Origin of the sequence: uncultured Gimesia sp. (assembly GCF_963976445.1) — a bacterium.
Lineage (GTDB): Bacteria > Planctomycetota > Planctomycetia > Planctomycetales > Planctomycetaceae > Gimesia.
Map to the genome: position 1 here is coordinate 350622 of NZ_CAXBKP010000002.1, position 21604 is coordinate 372225.

17 protein-coding genes are annotated in these 21604 nt (G+C 46.5%); 14 read left to right on the forward strand and 3 right to left on the reverse strand.

The window, feature by feature from the left end:
* Positions 1-5: 5 nt before the first annotated feature.
* A complete protein-coding gene (locus AAC022_RS03910; protein WP_339728189.1) occupies positions 6-1568 on the reverse strand; it encodes a DUF1549 and DUF1553 domain-containing protein in 1563 nt (520 codons plus the stop codon).
* Positions 1569-1996: 428 nt separating this feature from the next.
* On the opposite strand from AAC022_RS03910, the gene AAC022_RS03915 reads away from it, so the two are divergent.
* Positions 1997-2167: a hypothetical protein gene (locus AAC022_RS03915; protein WP_339728191.1), complete on the forward strand. Its 171-nt coding sequence runs from the start codon at positions 1997-1999 to the stop codon at positions 2165-2167.
* 61 nt (positions 2168-2228) lie between these two features.
* The gene (locus AAC022_RS03920; RefSeq protein ID WP_339728193.1) at positions 2229-6575 is read left to right on the forward strand and encodes a PQQ-binding-like beta-propeller repeat protein; all 4347 of its coding nucleotides are present in this window, start codon (positions 2229-2231) and stop codon (positions 6573-6575) included.
* A 22-nt stretch (positions 6576-6597) separates the two neighbouring features.
* Here the strand turns inward: AAC022_RS03920 and recJ are convergent, their stop codons facing one another.
* Positions 6598-8361: a single-stranded-DNA-specific exonuclease RecJ gene (gene recJ / locus AAC022_RS03925; protein WP_339728195.1), complete on the reverse strand. Its 1764-nt coding sequence runs from the start codon at positions 8359-8361 to the stop codon at positions 6598-6600.
* 342 nt (positions 8362-8703) lie between these two features.
* Between recJ and ilvN the strand changes: the two genes are divergently transcribed.
* The 3 genes from ilvN to AAC022_RS03940 all read left to right on the forward strand — a co-directional run bounded on the left by ilvN (position 8704) and on the right by AAC022_RS03940 (position 11482).
* A complete protein-coding gene (gene ilvN / locus AAC022_RS03930) occupies positions 8704-9222 on the forward strand; it encodes an acetolactate synthase small subunit (protein WP_339728196.1) in 519 nt (172 codons plus the stop codon).
* Between the two features lie 177 nt (positions 9223-9399).
* Positions 9400-10404 carry a ketol-acid reductoisomerase gene (gene ilvC / locus AAC022_RS03935; protein ID WP_339728198.1) on the forward strand — a complete coding sequence of 335 codons (1005 nt, stop codon included), beginning with the start codon at positions 9400-9402 and terminating at the stop codon, positions 10402-10404.
* Between the two features lie 205 nt (positions 10405-10609).
* Positions 10610-11482 (forward strand): radical SAM protein, encoded by an 873-nt coding sequence (locus AAC022_RS03940; RefSeq protein ID WP_339728199.1) that lies wholly within the window; start codon positions 10610-10612, stop codon positions 11480-11482.
* Between the two features lie 48 nt (positions 11483-11530).
* Here the strand turns inward: AAC022_RS03940 and AAC022_RS03945 are convergent, their stop codons facing one another.
* Positions 11531-12640, reverse strand: a complete 1110-nt coding sequence (locus AAC022_RS03945) for a DUF4912 domain-containing protein (protein ID WP_339728200.1) — start codon at positions 12638-12640, stop codon at positions 11531-11533.
* A gap of 909 nt (positions 12641-13549) precedes the next feature.
* Here AAC022_RS03945 and AAC022_RS03950 point away from each other — a divergent pair.
* From AAC022_RS03950 to AAC022_RS03990, 9 genes are all read left to right on the forward strand, one after another.
* Entirely contained in the window at positions 13550-13837 is a 288-nt protein-coding gene (locus AAC022_RS03950; RefSeq protein WP_339728203.1) for an AtpZ/AtpI family protein, read from the forward strand.
* A 537-nt stretch (positions 13838-14374) separates the two neighbouring features.
* Complete coding sequence (gene atpB / locus AAC022_RS03955) at positions 14375-15235, forward strand: F0F1 ATP synthase subunit A (protein WP_339728204.1); 861 nt, start codon at positions 14375-14377, stop codon at positions 15233-15235.
* A gap of 221 nt (positions 15236-15456) precedes the next feature.
* Positions 15457-15648, forward strand: a complete 192-nt coding sequence (locus AAC022_RS03960) for an ATP synthase F0 subunit C (RefSeq protein ID WP_232101088.1) — start codon at positions 15457-15459, stop codon at positions 15646-15648.
* 91 nt (positions 15649-15739) lie between these two features.
* On the forward strand, positions 15740-16357 hold the full coding sequence (gene atpF / locus AAC022_RS03965) for a F0F1 ATP synthase subunit B (RefSeq protein ID WP_339728205.1): 618 nt from the start codon (positions 15740-15742) through the stop codon (positions 16355-16357).
* Positions 16358-16434: 77 nt separating this feature from the next.
* Positions 16435-17079 carry an ATP synthase F1 subunit delta gene (atpH, locus tag AAC022_RS03970; protein WP_339728206.1) on the forward strand — a complete coding sequence of 215 codons (645 nt, stop codon included), beginning with the start codon at positions 16435-16437 and terminating at the stop codon, positions 17077-17079.
* Positions 17030-18547: a F0F1 ATP synthase subunit alpha gene (gene atpA / locus AAC022_RS03975; protein ID WP_339728207.1), complete on the forward strand. Its 1518-nt coding sequence runs from the start codon at positions 17030-17032 to the stop codon at positions 18545-18547. Before atpH ends, atpA begins: the two co-directional genes overlap by 50 nt.
* Before the next feature lie 46 nt (positions 18548-18593).
* Complete coding sequence (gene atpG / locus AAC022_RS03980) at positions 18594-19472, forward strand: ATP synthase F1 subunit gamma (protein WP_339728209.1); 879 nt, start codon at positions 18594-18596, stop codon at positions 19470-19472.
* Positions 19473-19546: 74 nt separating this feature from the next.
* Complete coding sequence (atpD, locus tag AAC022_RS03985; RefSeq protein WP_339728211.1) at positions 19547-21001, forward strand: F0F1 ATP synthase subunit beta; 1455 nt, start codon at positions 19547-19549, stop codon at positions 20999-21001.
* A gap of 97 nt (positions 21002-21098) precedes the next feature.
* On the forward strand, positions 21099-21500 hold the full coding sequence (locus AAC022_RS03990) for a F0F1 ATP synthase subunit epsilon (RefSeq protein WP_339728213.1): 402 nt from the start codon (positions 21099-21101) through the stop codon (positions 21498-21500).
* Positions 21501-21604: the final 104 nt, after the last annotated feature.

Consider the following 21604-nt stretch of genomic DNA (forward strand, 5'->3'; position numbering starts at 1 on the left):
TCATTTTAATGATTCAACAAAAATTCACTACTATTCAATAGCGCCCAAAACAAATCGGAATAGGCATGAGTTCTGTCTGCGTCTGATTTTCCTGCTGAGACATAAGCCGTCAGTCGTTGTGATTCCGCTTCTGTTGGAAATCGAGATAATGTGGTCAGGTAAAACGCCTCTATTTTTTTCTCAACAGAAAGTGTAGGAAAGTCTACAATAGCAGTAAAAACATCGGATTGCTCAAGCGAAGTCGCATTCGTGATAAAAGTACCATTCATCAAAGCCAGTGCCTGAAGAATGGATGCCTTGGGATCCAGTTGATTTTCTGAATCCGATTGAAATAGTTCGTAAAATTCTGCTTGCGGAGTATTGGTTCCAGCGCCAACTAACAAGGCATTTGATTCTGTGGTTTGCCGGAAGAAGCCGGTTGCCTGAACCAGGCTGGCAAAGATCTGTTCGGCCGTTAATCCCCGCGTCGGCATTTTTCCATACCATTCAACGCGAGACTGACTCGGATCCGTTTGTTTACTGGTGAGTTGATAAGTCTGACTGTTGGTGATTTCACGAATCAGATATTTTAGATCGTAGTGCTGCTCCTGGAATCGACGGGCCAATAATTCCAGCAATTCTGGATGCGAAGCGTGATTTGTTGATGAAAAATCGTCAACGGGATCAACAATGCCACGACCAAAGAACAGACTCCAAACTCGGTTTGCAGTCGCCTTCGCGAAATACGGATTTTGAGCAGAAGTGACCCAGTCAGAAAGTCGTGTTCTGGGATTCATTTGCTCTTTATCCCATTCAGGCTGAGCGCCATCAAGAAAAGTCGCATCAACTAACCGATTTGTATCGGGAATTTTAATTTGTGGTTTCCCAAGGACTTCCCGAACGTCGGTTGCATTCACAGCGTTCTGTTGACGTTGATCAATATTCGAAAAGAAGGCCGCATATTGCCAGAATTGATGCTGTTTCCAATCGTCAAAAGGATGGTCATGACATTGGGCACATTCAATTCTGACTCCCAGAAATGCCCGTGATGTTCCCGCGGCTAGATTCTCGGGTTTTAATTGTTTCGTGATGTAATACGCACGGGGAGTCGGATCCTGAGAATTGCGAGCCACTTGTCTGTTAGTTGTCGCACCCAGTGGTGCATCGATAATTTTTCTGACCAGCTCATCGTAGTGCACGTTTTCCTGTAGCTGAGATCGTAACCAGGCATCAAATTCCGGAATCTGCCCTCGCGTCTGCAGATCCGTCGCCGCCTCAGGCAACAGGATATCGCGCCAGGTATTTGTAAAATGCACAACAAATCCTGGGCTGGACAGTAAACGATTAATCAATTTCTCCCGTTTTAGGGGATCTTGATCTGTCAGAAACAAACGCAGTTCAGCAACGGGAGGAATTTTCCCTGTCAGATCAAGTGAAACGCGTCGCATAAACTCGGCATCGGTCGCAAGCGGCGCAGAAACGACGCCTTCCTTTTTCTTGGCTTGCTCAATCAAGTCATCGATTTGATTTGAAAGACGACTGTTCTGGACTGTTGTGCGAGAGTCCGACGCAAAAACAGGACTATGCAAAAGACTTGCCTGAAGCAGGAGCGCGACAAGAACGCACGTCACAATGCATCTACAGGATTGATCTTGATGATGGCGGAAAACAGGCAACACTTTGCTACAGTCCTTTAGAATTGGCAACCAGGTGTTGTTTAATCGAAATGCAAAATCAGTCTAAATTGTGACGAAAGCCCCTTAAACATATAGTCAATTGTACAATCAGCAAAAAGCAATACAAGAGTGATCTACTATTACAGATCGCTACATCCCGCTGTTAAAATCGAACCACAGATCAAAATCTTGCCTTTTTTCTGCCATGTTGGGGGACTTTTGCGATAAACCTTCTAAGATTAGACTCGTGAGCCACCTGTTTTTGCGTATCTAACTTGAAATTAATCATATTTTATCCAGAGAAGGTGCTCCTGCTGCTAAAATCAGGAGCAGGACTACGAATGAAGAAATATCGAGATGATCTGTTTGCCATCATCGGAGGCTGGAGTTGCCTTTATTTTGCGACGCAGGATAAAGAGCTCTCCTGGTTTTGGAAAACCGCAGGATATTCGATGATCGCCTGGGGAATCGTGACGTTTTGTCTGCATTTCAAAAAAACGGGGGAATCGTGAACCACTTCAGTAATCCTGAGCTCACGTGAAACCGACCTAATTCTATACATTGGAATAATTCATGCAAAATCGAATTGCTCGATTTCAAGTATCTTTATTCGCCATCATGATTCTGCAATTGATTGGAACATCGGCGTTTGCTGGTGATTGGCCGATGTGGCGTTATGACGCCGGTCATTCTGCATCTTCTCCCGAGAATCTTCCTGACGAACTCACTCCGCTTTGGTCACGCGCATTTGGGAAACGCGAACAAGTCTGGGACGATCCTCTCAACAATGACCTGATGACATACGACAAAATATTGGAACCGGTTGTTGTTGGAAAACGAATGTTAATCGGATTTAACGATTCCGATAAATTGCTGGCGATTAATACCGAGGATGGTAAAACCCTCTGGACGTTCTATGCAGATGGTCCGATCCGTTTTGCTCCCGTGGTGTCAAAAAAACGAGTCTATACTGTTAGCGACGATGGCTATTTATATTGCCTGGATGTGACAACTGGAAAACTCGCCTGGAAATTCCGTGGTGCTCCCGCAGCGCAAAAGACACTTGGGAATAGACGAGTCATCTCTGCCTGGCCTGCCCGTGGAGGTCCCGTCCTCTATGAGGATACGGTTTACTTTGCAGCCAGCATCTGGCCTTTCATGGGAACGTTCATTTATGCTCTGGATGCCGAGACCGGAAATGTCATTTGGGTGAATGATTCCACCAGTGCCAGCTATATCAAACAACCACATAGTGCACCTTCCTTTGCAGGAGTCGCTCCCCAAGGCACACTGGTTGCAACCGATGAATTATTACTGGTTCCCGGCGGTCGTTCTGTGCCCGCAGCACTGGATCGCAAGACGGGAAAACTGAAATATTTTCATCTGGGAGGCAAAGGAAACGGCGGTTCTTTTGTGATTGCCAACTCGACTGAATTCTTCGTCCACACACGCTATCGAGGCGTTCGCACCTACAATCTCAAGACAGGCTTGCCCACACTGTTTGTGCATAATGAACCAGTTCTGCATGACCAGACCCTCTACTCGGCGATTCTCAAGAACAAACAACCTCTGGTTCAGGCATATAGCCAGAAACATCAGGCACTCTGGTCTGTGCACGCCGATGGACAGGGAGATTTGATTCGAGCCGGCAAGCGTCTGTACGCTGCTGGCGAAAAAACAATCTCGGCAATCACGCTGCCAGCAAATGCAGAAAAAGAACCCGAAATTGCCTGGCAGTTACCCGCTCAAGGAAAGATTTTACGTTTATTAGCCGCAGATGATAAATTATTCGCCGTAACATTAAACGGTGAAGTCAAAGCGTTCGGCGCCTCCGGAGAACGCATCGCGCGGTCAGCATCCCCAACGCAGTCATCGGGGCAGTTTATCTCTGATCCAAAGGCCAGTACGACGACAAAGAAGTTAAGCGAGATGACTCAGGCCAAGACCGGCTATGCCATCAGCTACGGGGCGGACAACAAACCCTTTTTAGATGCCCTGCTGCAAAATTCGAAACTAAGACTGATTGTGGTTGAAGAGGATGCAAAGAAAGTACTGAAACTCAGAACCAGATACGACTCATTAGGACTATACGGTTCACGTATTTCCGTGCATCAAGGAACGCCTCAATCTTTTCAGGCGCCCCAGCATATCGCCCGAGTCACGTTACTGAGTAAGTCGTTTGCGAAGTCTTTAACATCAAGTCAACTCGAACAAATCTATCGATCCGTTCGCCCCTATGGTGGTGCCATCTGGATCCCCATCGAAAATCCAACACAAAGCAGTCGGGTTGAGTCATTGGCCAGACAGATAAAATTACCGAAGGCGAAACAGACCACACTGTCGGACGGAATTCTGATTCAGCGTGAGGGGGCATTACCAGATTCGGCCGACTGGACTCATCAGTATGGTGATATCGCCAACACGGTGAAATCGAATGACAAACGGGTCAAACTTCCTCTAGGAGTTCTCTGGTTCGGTGGAAATACGCACGATGATATTTTGCCTCGGCACAGTCATGGTCCCCCGGAACAGGTCATTGGAGGCCGAACGTTCCTGGAAGGCATGAATAGCCTCAGTGCGCGAGATGTTTATACGGGGGAAGTTCTCTGGAGAAGAGAATTTGAAGACCTGGGTACCTTTGGGATTTATTTTAATACGACATATGAAGATACGCCGCTGAGCACAAAATATAATCAGAAACATATTCCCGGCGCCAATGCCCGCGGCACAAACTATATCGCGACATCCGACGAGGTCTATCTCGCCATCGGTTCTGAGTGTCATGTTCTGAATGCGTCTGACGGAACGACTCGGCAGATTATTAAATTGCCCGACCCTCAGCAAGATTGGGCTTTTATCGCTGTTTATGACGAGATTCTGCTGGCGGGAAATGGATTTGCCCATTTTGGAAAACGCGTGAATGAAAAACCGGGGAAAGATGGTCCGCAAGCAACAGACCTTTCTGCCAGTCGCGGATTGATCGCCTATGACCGGCATTCCGGTAAGGAGCTGTGGCGCACTGCTGCCATTCACTCTTTCCTGCATAACGGAATCGTAGCAGGCGCAGATCGAGTCTATTGCCTGGATAAACTACCCGCCAGTGCTGAGAAAAAACTCTCCCGGCGCGGTCTGGCAGATCCGGCTCAATATCGGATCGTCTGTTTTGATATCTATACGGGCAAAGAACTCTGGTCAACAAAGGAAAGTATCTTTGGGTCCTGGTTAGGATATTCTGAAAAACATGATTTGTTACTTCAAGCGGGAGCACGAGCCAAAGATCGTCTGAGTGATGAAATTGGCCAGGGCATGATTGCCTATCAGGGAAATAATGGCTCCGTCATCTGGCATAATAAAGACCGCAAATATACTGGTCCCTGTGTGATACATAACGACCTCATTATAACATCGGCGAACTCGTACGAAGTATCAGGCGGCGCTTTCAATATCTTAGATGGAACACCCTACACGATTACTAATCCGATAACGCAGCAAAAAGAGGAACTCAAGTTCTCGCGCACGTATGGTTGTAATTACGTGATTGCCAGTGAGAATCTGCTGACCTTTCGTTCGGGAGCAGCCGGATTTTATGACTTAGAATCTCAAAGCGGCACCGGTAATTTTGGTGGATTTAAATCGAGTTGTACCTCCAATCTAGTGGTGGCGAATGGTGTGCTCAATGCCCCCGATTATACACGGACATGCAGCTGTTCTTACCAGAATCAGACTTCGCTGGCATTAATCCACATGCCCGAGATTGAGGTCTGGACTAATAGCCAACTGGGCACAGACTCAAAGTCATCTACGACTGTCAAGCAGGCGGGGATCAACTTTGGTGCGCCCGGTGATCGACGTGCCGAGAACGGTACTTTATGGCTCGACTATCCGAGCGTGGGCGGACAGTCGCCAGACCTGAAAGTCAGTGTTGCTAATCAGAAGTATGATCGCTTCCGGCACCACGCACTCAAAGTCATTGAACCTCTGCCTGAATATGGCTTGAACTGGGTTGCGGCTTCCGGAATTATTAATCCCCAAAAGATCACGATTGCCATCAAGCAGCACGAAAAACAGACTCAACTCGACGGGATTCCCATTGCGGGCGTTGAAGACGATGCAGAAGAAGATTCACACGGTGAAGTCAAATTGCACAGCAGTGATCTGGAACTGGGGCTTGATAAAGACGATCCTCAAGTTGTCGCACTTCGATTTGCTGACATTCCATTATCTGCGTCTGACGAACTGGAAACCGCCACGATTCAATTCACGGTCGATGAAACCGGCAAATCGGCGAGCCACCTGAAAATCCAGGCGGAGGATGCTACTGATTCTAAACCATTCAAAGAAACGAAACAGAATCTATCAGCGCGAAAACGAACCAGAGCTTCAGTCGAATGGTCACCCCCAGCCTGGCGAAAGGTGGGAGCGCATGGTTCAGTCCAGGCAACCCCTGATCTGACTTCGATTCTGAAAGAAATTCAGTCAAAGAAAAACTGGAAATCAGGGAATTCCATTTGTTTTCTAATTACGGGGACGGGAACCAGGATCGCCAAATCGTACAAAGGGGCAAAATCCGGGTCGGCACGCCTGGTCCTTAAGACCAAAGCTCCAAACGGACAAGCGAAAACTTCACCGTCTCAAACGGATGAACCAGTTCTTGAAAATCGTTATACCATCAAACTCACGTTTGCAGAGCCGGACGAAAGTGTCAAACCGGGTCAACGAAGATTTCAAGTACGCTTACAAGGCGAAACAGTACTGGAAAACCTTGATATTATTCAGGAAACGGGACAGTCCATGCGTTGTCTGGTAAAAGAGTTCCAGGGGATTCCTGTCACCGCTCAGATCGAAGTGGAATTTGATTCTGCAGATGGTTCGGAATATCCACCCGTCATTTCCGGTGTCGAAGTCATTAGCGAAAACTGACAGGGGGCTCCAGAATCCCTGATCAGGATGTAACTGGCCTTTTAGATTTTTCGGATACCCAGTCTTTTAATTGCAGTTGCACACTTTCAAAGCCGCGAAAGCGATTGATGCCCGGTGCAAAACTGATCGAAAACGGCCCGCCATCCTCTTCCATCTGGCTCGCCCACTCCCCTTTTCCAAATGCGATGGCACGAATTTTTGTATTATGCTGTTGAAAGACCAGCGAAAGATGTCGCCCCCCTTCACCCATCGTACGTGGGGGCTCTGCCAGTTCGACTCGCGTTGCTACAAATTGAGGGCGAGGATTCTCTTGACCAAACGGTCCGAGACAATCCAATTCTCGCACGGATCGTTTTGTGATTTCGTTTAAGCAAACCTCTGCGTCAATTCGCACTTGCAGGTCATGCTCAGAGGGTTGGGGCGCACTCGCAGCATATTCAGCAAATGCCAGCCGAAAGTCTTCAATTTTGTCTTCATCGATTTTGAGTCCGGCTGCAGCTTGGTGACCTCCATAGCGAATCACATGTTCGGCACAGGATGTGAAGCCGGCATGCAGATCGAAACTGGCAAATGATCTTGCAGACCCCTGCCCGGTACGAGAACTGGCATCCAAAGCGATGAGAACGGTAGGCTTTTCGAAATGTTCTGCTACCCGGTTGGCAACGATTCCAATGACCCCCGGATGCCAGTCATGGTGTGCCAGAACTAGCGTATGATGGTCATTCCACTCTTCATGCTCTTCAACCATCTCCCGAGCTTGCTTCATAATCCGACGCTCGACGGTTCTGCGGTTTTTATTTAATTCATCCAGATAAGCGGCCAGTTGGGTCGCACGGTCCAGGTTCGTTGTTGTTAATAGCTCTACCGCCAGCCTTGCCTGTCCGAGTCGCCCGGCTGCATTCAACCGGGGAGCAAGTGCAAATCCAATATCTTCTGTATCAAGCGTTTGTCCGGATTTAATCTCGGCGACTTTCATCAATTCCAGCAAACCCATGGGGGCACGCTCAGTCAGTGCACCTAATCCATATCGGACCAGGATACGGTTTTCTCCCAGTAAAGGAACGACATCCGCAATAGTACCTATCGCAGCCAGACCAACGGCAGTTTTAAGATACTCGCGCATTTGAGGAGATGCCTTCTGTCCATCCCCCAGCTTTTGGCAAACCGCCCAGGCCAGCTTCAAGGCAACGCCTGCACCACACAGATGTGGAAATTCGTAGTCACTGTCTGGCAGTCGCGGGTGAACCAGGCAATCCGCATCCGGGAGTTCGTCTCCCATCTGGTGATGGTCTGTGATAATCAGTTCCAAACCGATTTCTTTAGCAAGAGCCGCTTCTTTAACACTGGTAATTCCACAATCCACGGTCACCAGCAGTCGCTCAGGGTCTTCTTCATGTAAGTTTCGGACTGCATCACAATTTAAGCCATAACCATCATCCAAACGATTTGGGATGAAATAATCGCAGCGTCCGTTCGCCAAAGTAATACATTGCAGTAAAATACTGGTGGCCGTCATGCCGTCCACATCATAGTCACCATAGATGGTAATGCGACGCTTCGCATTGAGTGCCCTAATGACTCGCTCGGCAGCATCATTCACGCCAGGCATGGAACAGGGATCCAGCAGTTCGCTCATCCGGGCATCAATAAAGCTCCGCGCAGAGGATGCGTCCCTGAGCCCACGTGCAATTAAGACTTGTGCCAGAAGCGGTGAGATCCGCATCTCAGAACTGAGGCCGCGTATCCGAGATTCATCGTGGGGAGCAAATCGCCAGTTTTGAGTCATCCGTGCTCTCGATCAGATTCAGAAGGTTTGAATTCAGCAGTATCGTGTTAAATTATTAAAACAGAGTTGAGCCTGACTGTCAAAACTTCTGTATTGCCTAAATGTACAAAATGAAAGACTCAACTGGATTTCAGGCAAAAACGAACCCGTTCCCCCTTTGAAATGTCAGCTCAAACAGTGTGCTTGTTGTATAATCGCTCTAATCGACCTGATCATAAGCTGAGCGTCTAGAGATATCGGCAACGGGACTTGTCTGTGCTTCACTTCAAGACTAGACTGTATGCTTCTATCGCTTTACATGGTACTTAGATTTCTGATTGAATTACAAATTAAGGTTTTGGGATGAAACACGTTCTTTCTGCTCTGGTAGTGAATCAACCGGGTGTATTGGCCCATATTTCGGGTATGCTTGCTTCGCGCGCCTTCAATATTGAAAGCTTGGCCGTCGGAGAAACAGAAGAACCAGAATTCTCCCGAATCACCTTTGTCGTAGGGGATTACAACAAACTGGATCAGGTCAGAAAGCAACTGGAAAAGCTGGTGACTGTTGTGAAAGTCGTCGACTTTTCAGGCCAGGACTTTGTTGAACGCGACTTGATGTTAATGAAAGTTTCGACTCTCGGAAAAACGCGATCAGAAATTCGTGAATTAGTCGAAATTTTCCGTGCGAAAATCGTTGACGTGAGCTCTGAAAACGTGATGATCGAAATCTCCGGTCAGGAATCCAAAATCAATTCCTTTATTGACATAATGAGACCATTTGGAATTCTGGAGATCGTCCGTACAGGAAGGATCGCGCTATTACGTTCAGAAACAATGAAAGCAGACGTGAATTCAGAGACTGTGGAAATTGTTAAATAATTCCGCTAGAACGAGCAGCAAAGAACTGAATCACGGCTGTTTTGTTCTCCCCGAGCAGGAAGTTGTTTCTTAATTTGAATTTGAGACAACGCATGACTGTTCAAATTCTAAAGTTCTTATAGAAGCAGATCAGGTTCTACTTCTTTCAGCCTTACATCAAAACAAGAGATCAGGATTATGGCAGTAACAATTTATTACGATGATGATGCAGATTTGTCTTTGTTGAAAGACAAAACCATTGCCATTCTTGGCTACGGTAGTCAGGGACACGCGCAAGCTCAGAACCTTCGCGACAGTGGCTGCAATGTTATTATTGGACAACGCAAAGGTAGTGAAAATTACGACTTGGCTGTCAGCCATGGATTTGAGCCTGTCTCTATCGCCGAAGCGACCAAACAAGGCGATCTGATTAACATTCTGCTTCCTGATGAGGTCCAGGGAGATCTCTACAAAAGCGATATCCTGCCTAATTTGAGCAAGGGAAATCTTCTCTTATGCTCGCATGGATTTAATATCCACTTCAACCAGGTTGTCCCGCCTACTGGTGTCGATGCTGCTCTGGTGGCTCCTAAAGGCCCCGGACACCTCGTTCGTAGCGAATACGTCAAAGGGGGAGGTGTTCCTTCCCTGATCGCTTTAGTTGATGGAGCAGCAGATAGCACTCGTCAACTGGCATTAGCTTATGCCAAAGGAATCGGCGGAACCCGTGGGGGCGTCATTGAAACCTCATTCGCCGAAGAAACAGAAACAGACTTATTTGGCGAACAGGTTGTACTCTGTGGTGGAGTCAGTGAGTTAGTCAAAGCGGGTTATGACACACTGGTTGAAGCCGGATACCAGCCCGAAATGGCTTATTTCGAATGTATGCATGAATTAAAACTGATCGTTGACTTGTTCTACGAAGGCGGTTTGAACTACATGCGTTACAGTGTTTCCAACACTGCTGAGTACGGCGATTATTCTAGCGGGCCCCGAATCATCACTGATGAAACTCGTAAAGAAATGAAAAAGATCCTCACCGAAATCCAAACAGGTGAGTTTGCGAGAAACTGGTTACTGGAAAACAAAGCCAATCAGGCCTCATTCAAAGCAATTCGACGCTTGAACAGACAGCATCCGATTGAAACCGTCGGTAAAGAATTACGACGCATGATGAGCTGGATCGATTCGAAAGAAGTGTAGTCCGATTCAGCCATCCGAGAGCATAAGCACAAACGCGGCAAAAACTTACCATAGTTTTTGCCGCGTTTTTTGCTTGACGGGTAGCATTCAACGATAGTCGAAGATTCTTTTTCTGTAGTGATTACAATTTCAGCTCCCCTTGTCTTTCAGAGAGAGCAGTCATATAAAAAGAGAGAGACAATTACGTTTTATTGGAATTTAAGCTATGCCATCCTCATCACTCCCGCTGCACTCACAACACCAGCGAACTTATCATGAGAATAAGTTTGTCTATCCGGTGCTGTCCCGACGCAGCAAGGGAGTTTCCATCGGCGTCAATTTAAACCCGGACAAGATCTGCAATTTTGACTGTATTTATTGCCAGGTCGATCGCAGGGAAGAATCAGAGACCCGTTTTGTTGGCCTTGATCAGCTACTTGATGAGCTTGATCATATGCTGAAAATTGTACTCAGCGGTGAAATCTATCAAGATGCGAAGTTTTCTGAGATACCACTGAAACTCAGGCGATTAAACGATATTGCCTTTTCTGGCGACGGGGAACCTACAACATACCGCAATTTTGACCAGATCGTCAAAGAAGTCGCAGACTTAAAGCAGAAGCATCAGGCTGACCAGGTTAAAATGGTCTTAATCACCAATGCAAGTATGTTGCATCGAGCCAGTACTCAGGCTGCATTAAAAATATTTGATGAGCATCAAGGGGAGATCTGGGCAAAACTGGATGCCGGAACGGAAAGCTATTTTAAAACCGTTGATCGAACCAAAATTCATTTTACACAGATTCTAGAAAACATCGCGTTTGCAGCCAAACAGCGACCAATTGTCATCCAGAGCCTGTTTATGCGAATTAACCAGGAACCACCTTCTGCAGCAGAGATAGACGCTTATTGCGCGAGACTGAACGAGGTCCTCAAATCCGGCGGCGAAATCAAGCTGGTTCAGGTTTATACAATCGCTCGCAGGACCACCGAGGACTATGTTGCATCTCTCAGTTCAGCACAAGTCGATCAGATTGCCAGCAAGGTAAAAGAACAAACGAATCTCGCGACCGAAGTTTATTACGGAAACGCCGACTGACAGAGAAGCGCACTCTGTCAGTCATCTGGCGTTGCGAGCGCATTTTCCTTACTCATCGAGTTGGACTGGTTCCAGATCTTTCGTGTTGCGTTCAATCGCAAGTACAATCGTCTGCTGACGTCGTTTATTCGACGATGTATTTACTGCGGGAATCACTTGTCTGCCATTAGGCAGGCTTAAGCGAAGTGCAAACCGTCCTTCTTTACTGACGGGAATTTTTTCTCCCAGTATTGTCACTTCAGATTGTGGATCGGAAGTACCATGGATCAGCAATTCGGTTTCCACATGGAATTCTCGTTTTGTCTTCTTATTTTGAGACCCGTTTGAGTCGCCATTCGCATCAAGCGTCAGAGGAAGTGCAAGACGAGAAATGGGGGTTCCACCGTTTTCAGAACGAGATGTATAGCGTCTTGAACGCGTTGCCGAATAGTTGCTGTCGAGAGTACGCTTGGTTTTCCCCCCTTTTTCACACACATCCGGCATCGGTGGGGTGAGCTTATGGGAATAGACCAGTCCAAAGAACTTATTCTGTGGAGTCACAAAACCAAGCTGCAGCTTATAAGAGCGGGCAGGCTGATCGATTTGTACGTACCACATACCGGAATCAATCTTGACCTCGACATCTTTGACGTATGTTTTACTGGTTCGACTGTTTTCGTTCGTCGTAATGTCATAGATACGAATTACAGGAACAGCCTGATACCAATAGGCGCCTAATGCTGCTTTCGCACGGTCCAGACTTCCCTGTGTAATCGACCAGGTCGCCTGTAACCAGTGGGAATCTTTGACCTGAGCGCTGAGCTTGGTCTCAATTGATTCCGTCGTCGGATGCAGCTTTTCACTATGAGAACTCTGCCCGTTTGATTTCAGTAATTTCTGAATTCGTGCCTGATGCTCGGTAGGAATCTGGTTAGATGAGGTTTGTGAAGGAAAGGCAGGGACAGCAGCCGGATTCGGAATCGCAGGCTGAGGCATTTTTTTAGTAACCGAAGTGTCCTTGCGTTTGGGCTTCGATTTCGCCATCTTGATTTTCGCAATGGCTTTAACCAACTCCTGCTTTCTCATACCATGCCAACCGGCAATTCCATGAGACTTCGCCGTAGCGGCTAGATCACGACGAGTTTGACTCTCGAGGGATTTCAGTACAGTTGGGGACATGAGGAATGACTCCCAGATATCAATCAAGACACTGGTCGGTGTCTCAATAAGCCTTAGTCGTCCATGACACTCAGGATAAGTTTTAGCACATCTGCCCCGTTCCAATACATTCGACTGATCGCAGAAAAATGAACTCCTTTATTTCACACGATCCTAATGCAGTGAACAATATGTATACGTCAAATCAAGATTTCGACCAGGACGCTACTCTCCCCAGAACAGAAAGCCACTAATATTCATTCTCAAATTCAGGAACCTAAACTGGTTATAAAAAACAGTCGTAGTTGTTTCCTGCATAACTTCTGCACGTTCAAACAGGTGGTTTAAGCTGACTCAGTATCACAATTTGAGTGCTGTAATCCGCTTTTTACCTCTGATTCATACTCTCCAGCAAAGTCTTTGACAGAGGAATCATTTTTGAAACGTGAGAACACTTTTACCATGGAATGAAACAAAAATCAACTATTGCGACGTTCTGATTTATCCATAAACCAACCCCCTGTCGACGCATCACCTTATTCTATCGGTGTTTATAATTTTAGTCTCATCAAAATTTCATCTAACTCACCAGAAGGGATGCAAATCGAAGGTGAAGCGACAGGAAGTCTATTTTAAACCTTATTTCGCAACGTGCTCTTTATAGTCTCGTTCTTTCTCTCAGTCTCCAAATTACCAGGTTCGTAATTTCAGCCTTCCATAGTTACACTTGTTTCTTAACACAAATAGGACATGAACCTACCGAATTTCATTTTTGAGAATAATTGGATTCGCCTGATTCCAACAGCAGATACTTTGACTCTTTATTAAGTTGTCTTTACAGTCTCTAGCAGTTTTGTCTCAGCATTGCAGTCATGCAGATTTTTACAGACATGATTTTATGTTGTTGCTGACTCCCTGAAAGCATTCACCATGCCGCTACCTGATCGGCAGAGTCATTCATCGCTTGCCGAAGCCCATCGCTGGGTAAGCCGTTTGACAACAGTCAGTCTGGAAATGGCGTTACCAGCATTTTTAGGGAACTGGCTCGATAAAAAGTGGGGAACCACACCCTGGCTCGCAGCAATAGGAGCTTTACTCGGGTTCGCTTTAGGTATGACACATTTACTACGAATGGCTAAAGAAGCGGAGCTCAAGAAACGAAAGAGAAAAGATCAACCATCACAAAATGCTGATAAGCATCACGATGGCCTTCCGTAAGTAGTTGATGTATAGAAATTCAAGCTGAATTGCTTCAATGTATTAGATTAACCAATATTCAATTAACAAAAACCTTCTCGACACCATGCTTTCTTCAACGCATTCACAAAGCAGACACCCCCTCAAGCAATGTGGCATTCTTATCAGTGCACTGTTGGGGGTATTTTTGGTTCTCTGCGTTCCTGCGTATTTGACAGCTGGAGTGACATCCGTTGAAGGACTTGCTTATTCGAGTCTGCTCTGCTTAGTGCCAGGGCTCATTATTCTCCTGATGTCCGGCTACTTCTTCCGTGAAGCACCTCCAGCATCAGTTATGGCCGTCTCGACTCTGACTAGAATCCTGATCGCGGGAATCGGTGCATTAATCATTTTAAACATTCGTCCTGACTTTGGGCTAGCTAATTTTTCGATTTGGTTATTGATTTGCTACTTTGCCTCTCTATTGGTTGAAACCTTGTTGATCATTCGGTAATCTGCCGAAGCTGTTTGTATTTAACGATGTATTGATCAGAAACAATTTTGAATCGAGCTTAAAAAATGGCCGCTGGTCACGCTGATAAATTTCATCATGTTCGCGATTTCCCGCATTTCGAACTTCCTTGGCAATTGAAGTTGCATTTGCCGGATATCTTCGGTCTGCAAATTTCGAAGTTCATGCTATTGCAGTTAGTGGCTGTCATCTTTATCTTTCTCGTCTTTCGCGGGTTAGCTAAAAGGGCTGCTGGCGGACAGGTTGTAACGGGACGCTGGTGGAACTTTTGGGAGTCTATTGTTCTTTACATGCGAGACCAAGTCGTTCGGCCTACGATTGGCGAAGGCCATCATGATGATGATCATAGCCACACAAATCATCAAGAACGAAAAGTAGGACATCCGGCTGACAAGTATTTACCGTTTGTTCTCTCATGCTTCTTCTATGTATTGATTTGTAATTTACTGGGGGTTTTCCCTTGGATGGGGTCTGCGACTGGCGAATTGAATGTGACGATTGCACTGGCGTTTACTACTTTCTGTGCAGTCGTTTATTTTGGGTCAAAAGAGCAAGGGCCAATTCAGTTCTGGTTGTCTCTTGCGCCTCCGATGGAGTTACCCCTGGCACTGAAACTGGTTCTAGTCCCTATGATTTGGCTCATAGAACTGGCTGGATTTTTAATTAAACATGCCGTGTTGGCAATTCGTTTGTTTGCCAATATTATGGCAGGTCATACCGTGATCGCAGTCTTTCTGGGATTCATTGCGATGACTGCTGACTCTGGAATGTGGGCAATTGTGATGCCTTCCAGTATCATTGCCCAGATTTTAGTTGGCTTACTGGAACTCTTTGTTGCGTTCCTGCAAGCATATGTATTTGCGTTTCTTGCGACTCTGTTTATTGGTGCTGCTGTAAACCCTCACTAGAGAAACAGGCAGCAGCCTATCAGACTTGCTTAGTATATTTTGTTTGAGTGTTCCTCGTTCAGAAAGGTCAGGGGATAATAACAATGATCCATGCTTTACGGATTATCTACATGACATGCGTTGTTGTATTGGCCACAGCGATTCCTGCAATGGCAGCAGAAGCACCTGCGGATGCGCCTGCGGCTGGGGCCGCAGTACAAGAAGCTCCAAATGCGCTTCCACTGGGAGCAATTGGTGCAGGCATCGCAATTATCGGTGCTGGTTTCGGTATTGGTAAGATTGGTGCTTCTGCAGTAGAAGCGATTGCCCGTCAACCTGAAGCTGGTGGTGCAATTCAGACAGCAATGATTATTGCAGCAGCTTTAATCGAAGGTGCAACATTCTTTGCACTCATTATCTGCCTGGGTAAATAGTGTGAATACGCTTCCATAAGAAGCGATGTTCATTCTATGAGTACGAATTTTATACCACTTATTCTGATTCACGATGTGAGAATATTTGATCATGTTTAAAAGTCTATTTACAAGCCGATCCATCATTATCCTGATTGTTTTCAGTGTTATGGTGCTAGGCAGTGGGCTGATCGGTTCCGAGGCATCCTTGTATGCAGCTGATGGCGCTCAAGGGGCGCCATTAGACTGGAAAACCGACTTAGCACTCTGGTCATTTATTGTCTTCGTTGCCTTTATCTTTGTCCTTAAGTCATTTGCCTGGGGCCCCCTTATTCAAGCTCTCGATGAGCGAGAATTAAGAGTGGTTACCGCAATTGATGAAGCAGAGTCAAAACAAAGAGAATCAGAAGATCTGGTCAAAGAGCATACTCGTAAAATCGAGTCAGCTCAGGATGAAATTCAGGCAATGATGGTTGAAGCTCGTTCTGATGCAGATCGGATCAAGCAGGATGTTCTCGAACAGGCTCGTCAGGAAGCAGAGTCCATCAAGACTCATGCCATTGGTGAAATTGAACGGGCTCGTGAGCTTGCATTGAAAGATCTGTTTGATCAAATGAATGGGCGGGTTGTTGATGCAACAGAGCATGTCCTGGGACGTGCTCTGAATGAATCAGACCGCGAACGACTGATTGAAGAGGCACTGTCTCAGATCTCCAGTAGTTCAAATTAAATAAAGATACGGCATTTATTCAAACGTTATTTGTCAAGTTTGAATTATTTATCCTTTAGCTGTGAGTTGTGATCCGCGTGAACGATCAGAAACAAGTAAAGACTCATATCCCAAGCGTAATGGAAGACCCCGGTGCAACATCAATTGCCAAGGTTTATGCCAAAGCGTTTCTTGGTTCGATTAAGGAATCCGATAGGGATTCTGCAATCAAAGAGTTTACCGAGTTTCTGAATGTGGCGATCACGGATAATCCGGCCTTCGGGAAGATACTCAAATCAAGATCGCTTAATAAAGATGAACGATTAAGCCTGATTGATCGTGTAGTAGCTCCCCATGCCTCTGAACTTCTTACTAATTTTTTAAGAGTTCTGGTTCGACATGAAAGGTTGGACCTGCTGGAACAGATCTTTTCACAAATATCAAAACAACGTGATTCAGAAACCGGTAAAAAAGCGGTTGTTGTGCGTTCAGCTTTTGAGCTTTCGGATGATACTTTAACAAGCATTAAACAACGTTTGAGTGACACACTGGGTTTTTCTCCAGTAATAAAAACATCGATAGACCAGTCTGTTATAGGTGGTCTGGTTATTCAAGTTGATGACACAGTATATGATGGTTCTCTTCGGACTCGTTTGAAACAATTACGAGGGCGTTTGAGCAATAGGAGCATTCATGAAATTCAAAGCGGACGAGATCGCTTCAGTCATCCAGCAGGAAATTGAAGACTTTCGCGGCGAAATTGAAACCAGTGAAGTAGGACGAGTCCTTGAAGTCGGCGATGGTATCGCACGCGTTTACGGACTCTCTTCTGCCATGTCTGGTGAAATGGTCGAGTTTTCCAATGGAGTTCGCGGGCAGGTATTCAACCTGGAAGAGAACTCTGTAGGTATCATTATCTTTGGTGATTACTTAGCAATCGCCGAAGGGGATGAGGTTCGTAGCACGGGTACTCTGCTTTCAATACCAGTTGGTGATGAATTGCTGGGACGAGTTGTCGATCCTCTGGGAATTCCTCTGGATGGTAAAGGTCCTGTTGTAGCAACGGAATCCAGACCTCTGGAAGTTGCTGCTCCCGGTGTTGCCGCTAGACAACCCGTCACTCAACCTATGGCGACCGGAATCAAGGCGATCGACGCCATGACGCCAGTCGGTCGAGGGCAACGTGAATTGATCATTGGTGACCGTAAAACGGGTAAAACCGCGATCGCCATTGATACCATTCTAAACCAGAAGGGCAAAGACGTCATCTGCGTTTATGTTGGCTGTGGTCAGCGTGCCGCGACTATCGCGGGTGTTGTTAATCAGCTTACAGAACACGGCGCAATGGATTATACGGTTGTTGTTAGTGCCACAGCCAGTGACCCTGCCCCACTCCAATACATTGCCCCTTATGCTGGTGCTGCCATTGCAGAGCACTATATGTATCAGGGCAAACATACATTGGTTGTCTACGATGACCTTTCCAAGCAGGCACAGGCTTATCGTCAATTATCACTATTGATGAGACGCCCTCCAGGACGTGAAGCCTATCCTGGGGACGTATTCTACTGTCACAGTCGACTGCTGGAACGCTCTGCCCGTTTGAGTGATGAGTTGGGTGGCGGTTCCATGACAGCCCTCCCCATCATTGAAACACTGGAAGGTGAAGTCTCGGCTTATATTCCAACGAATGTGATTTCCATTACGGACGGTCAGATTTATCTGGAACCGGATTTGTTCTTCGCCGGTATTCGACCTGCGATTAACGTGGGGATTAGTGTTTCACGCGTCGGTGGTAATGCTCAGACCAAAGCCACCAAGAGTGTCTCCGGTAGTTTGCGTTTGGACCTGGCTGCCTTTCGTGAACTGGAAGCGTTCGCGCAAATGGGTACGGAACTGGATAAAGCGACTCAAGCCCAGCTTGACCGTGGATATCGAATGGTTGAATTACTGAAACAACCTCAGTTCAATCCGATGTCCATGGCAGATCAGGTCGTGAGTCTGTATGCCGGAACCAAAGGTTTCTTTGACTCAGTTCCGATTCCACAGGTTCAACAGGCTGAAACAGAAATGTTGCAGTTTATTCACGATCAGTATCCGGAAATCACTGACAAAATCACAGAAACCGGTAAACTGGAAGCCGATACCATCGAACAATTAACGTCTGTTCTGAAAACATTCGTTGATCAGTATCTGCGAAAAAATGCGTAATTGATTTATTGTTTGAATAGATAATCAAAAACAGGTTCAGGATCTAATGGCCAAAGCACGTGCCATCGTAAAACGATTAAAAGCGGTAAAAAACATCCGTAAGATTACACGGACCATGGAATTGATCGCCACTGCGCGATTTAAGAAAGCCATGGACCGTGCCTCGGAAGCTGCCGCTTATACTAAAAAGATTTCGGAATTGGTTGCGGATCTATCTCAAGCAAATCTTGAGTTTCATCACCCGCTGCTGGAAAAACATGAGTCCGAACAAAATGCGGTCCTGTTAATCCTGACTTCAAACCGGGGTCTTTGTGGCGGCTATAACTCAGGCGTACTAAAGGCTTCTTTAAAACGCTACCAAGATTTACAGGCAGCTGGATTAAACGTTCATCTGGAAGTTTCCGGTAAACGTGGGATCAGCTTTTTAAAGTTTCAGAACATCGCTGCTTCAGAGACATATACGCACTTTGAAGATCGTCCGACATTTGAAGAAGTTGATCAACTGGCAAGCCGCTTTATTACGGACTATATTGAAGGCAAAATTGATCGCTTGGATGTTGCTTATACGGAATTTGTTTCGTCATCCAGACAACAGACCGTTGTCCAGTCCCTGCTTCCGATTGGTGCTCTCGGATCTTCGGCAGAGACATCCGAAACAGCTCAAAAATATGATTATGAATTTCTTCCCTCTGCTCAGGAAATTCTGGAGGAAATCGTTCCAACAGCATTCAAAGCACGTTTATTCAAGTGCTTCCTGGACGCAGCAGTGAGCGAACAGATTGCTCGAATGGTTGCCATGAAAGGTGCCACGGAAAACGCCAATGACATGGTGGGCTCTCTATCTGCTCAATATAACCGTGCACGACAATCACAAATCACCTCGGAAATCCTCGAAATTATTGGTGGTGCAGCTGCCTTGGAGTAATTTCCGGCGTGCCTTGCGTAGGCACTTTATGGTTTTTTACAAATTGATAAATATCAGAAAGTAGAGACATATCAATGGCGACATCGGAAGCCAGTACAACGACTGCGGTTGGTAAAATTACACAGATTATTGGCTCAACATTTGATGTTGAATTCCCAGAAAATCAGATGCCAGAGATCTACAATGCCTTGGTTGTGAAAGACACAATTAAGGGCATAGAGATCAATGTAACCGGCGAAGTCCAGCAGCACCTGGGTGGCGGTCGTGTTCGTTGTGTGGCCTTGGCGTCTACTGATGGTATGATCCGAGGAATGAACGTCACCGACACTGGTGCACCGGTCTCCGTTCCCGTCGGTAAAGGAACTTTGGGACGCGTCTTCAATTTGCTGGGTGAACCGGTAGACGGTCGTGGTGAAGTCGAGTCTGACGAACGCTGGCCGATTCACCGCAAACCACCTTTGCTGGAAAACCTGAGTGCCAAGACCGAGTTGTTCGAAACCGGTATCAAAGTGGTTGACCTGTTAACCCCATTCGTGCGTGGTGGTAAAGCGGGGCTGTTCGGTGGAGCCGGTCTTGGTAAAACTGTGATTTTGACCGAGCTCATCGCTCGTATCGCCAGTGCTCACGGTGGATACTCTGTATTTGCTGGAGTGGGTGAACGAACCCGTGAAGGAAACGACCTCTGGTTAGAAATGCAGGAAACAAAAATTGGTCAAACAGATCGTTCTGTGATTGAGCAAACCTGTATGGTCTTTGGTCAGATGAACGAACCTCCAGGAGCTCGTTTGCGAGTCGCTCTGTCCGCTTTAACCATGGCGGAATGGTTCCGTGACACAACAGGAACAGACACCCTGCTCTTTGTTGATAATATCTTCCGCTTCTCACAGGCAGGAAGTGAAGTCTCCGCGCTTTTAGGACGTATGCCAAGTGCCGTGGGATACCAGCCTACCCTGGGAACAGAGCTAGGTGAATTGCAGGAACGAATTACTTCAACGAAAAATGGGGCGATCACCAGTGTGCAGGCAGTTTATGTGCCGGCAGACGATCCAACCGACCCTGCTCCCGCGACTGCATTCTCTCACTTGGATGCCTTCATCTATCTGGAACGTAAGATTTCAGAAAAAGGGATTTATCCGGCCATCGATCCACTGGCATCTTCCAGCCGTATTCTGGATCCACAATATGTGGGTGAGCGTCATTACAAAGTGGCTCGTGAAGTGCAGCAAACACTACAACGTTATCGTGAGCTTCAGGATATTATCGCGATTTTGGGTGTTGATGAATTAAGCGAAGAAGACAAGCTCATCGTGCATCGTGCACGGCGGATTGAACGCTTCTTGTCACAGCCATTCCTCGTAGCTGAAGTGTTTACCGGTAAAGAGGGTAAAATCACTCCGCTGGAAGACACCATTCGCAGCTTCGAAGAGATCTGTGCCGGCAAATGGGACCACCTTCCCGAAGCCGCATTCATGTATGTCGGTTCTGTCGAAGAAGCAGAAGAACAAGCCAAGCGGATGGCTGAAGAGTAAAGCGTTAAAAGAGTATCGACAAAATTGTGAACTGACAACTTTTGCTCCGTTCACAAGTTCAATTTGAATTCCTGTTTTCAATGTGGTTAGAGCGCCAATGGCTCAAGAATTTCGCCTGTTATTAGTTACTCCGGAAACGACCCTGTTAGATCAATCGATCCAGAGTCTGCGCTGTACTTTATTTGACGGACAAATTGGAATTCTTCCAGGTCGCATGCCAATGGTCGGCCGCCTGGGTTATGGTGAACTAGCTTTCGACTCTACCGATGGCGCAGAAATCACTTATTTTGTTGATGGTGGATTTCTTCAGGTTCAGGGAAATGTGATTTCAGTCCTAACAGAACAAGCGATTCCTGTCGGCGAATTAAACGCTGCCGATGCGGAAAAATTGCTTGAAGAAGCCTTGGCAAGACCAGCAGTTGGTGATGAACAATGCAATGCCCGCGAGCGTGATCAAAGCCGGGCACGTGCCATGCTGATGCTATCGCATCAAAAATAACAGATTAAACGCAGACTTCAAAATCTCTTGATTTAAATCATCGATTTTCATAAATACGCTGAAATCGCTCCGTGCATTTCAGCGTATTTTTCTATGGAGTCCTT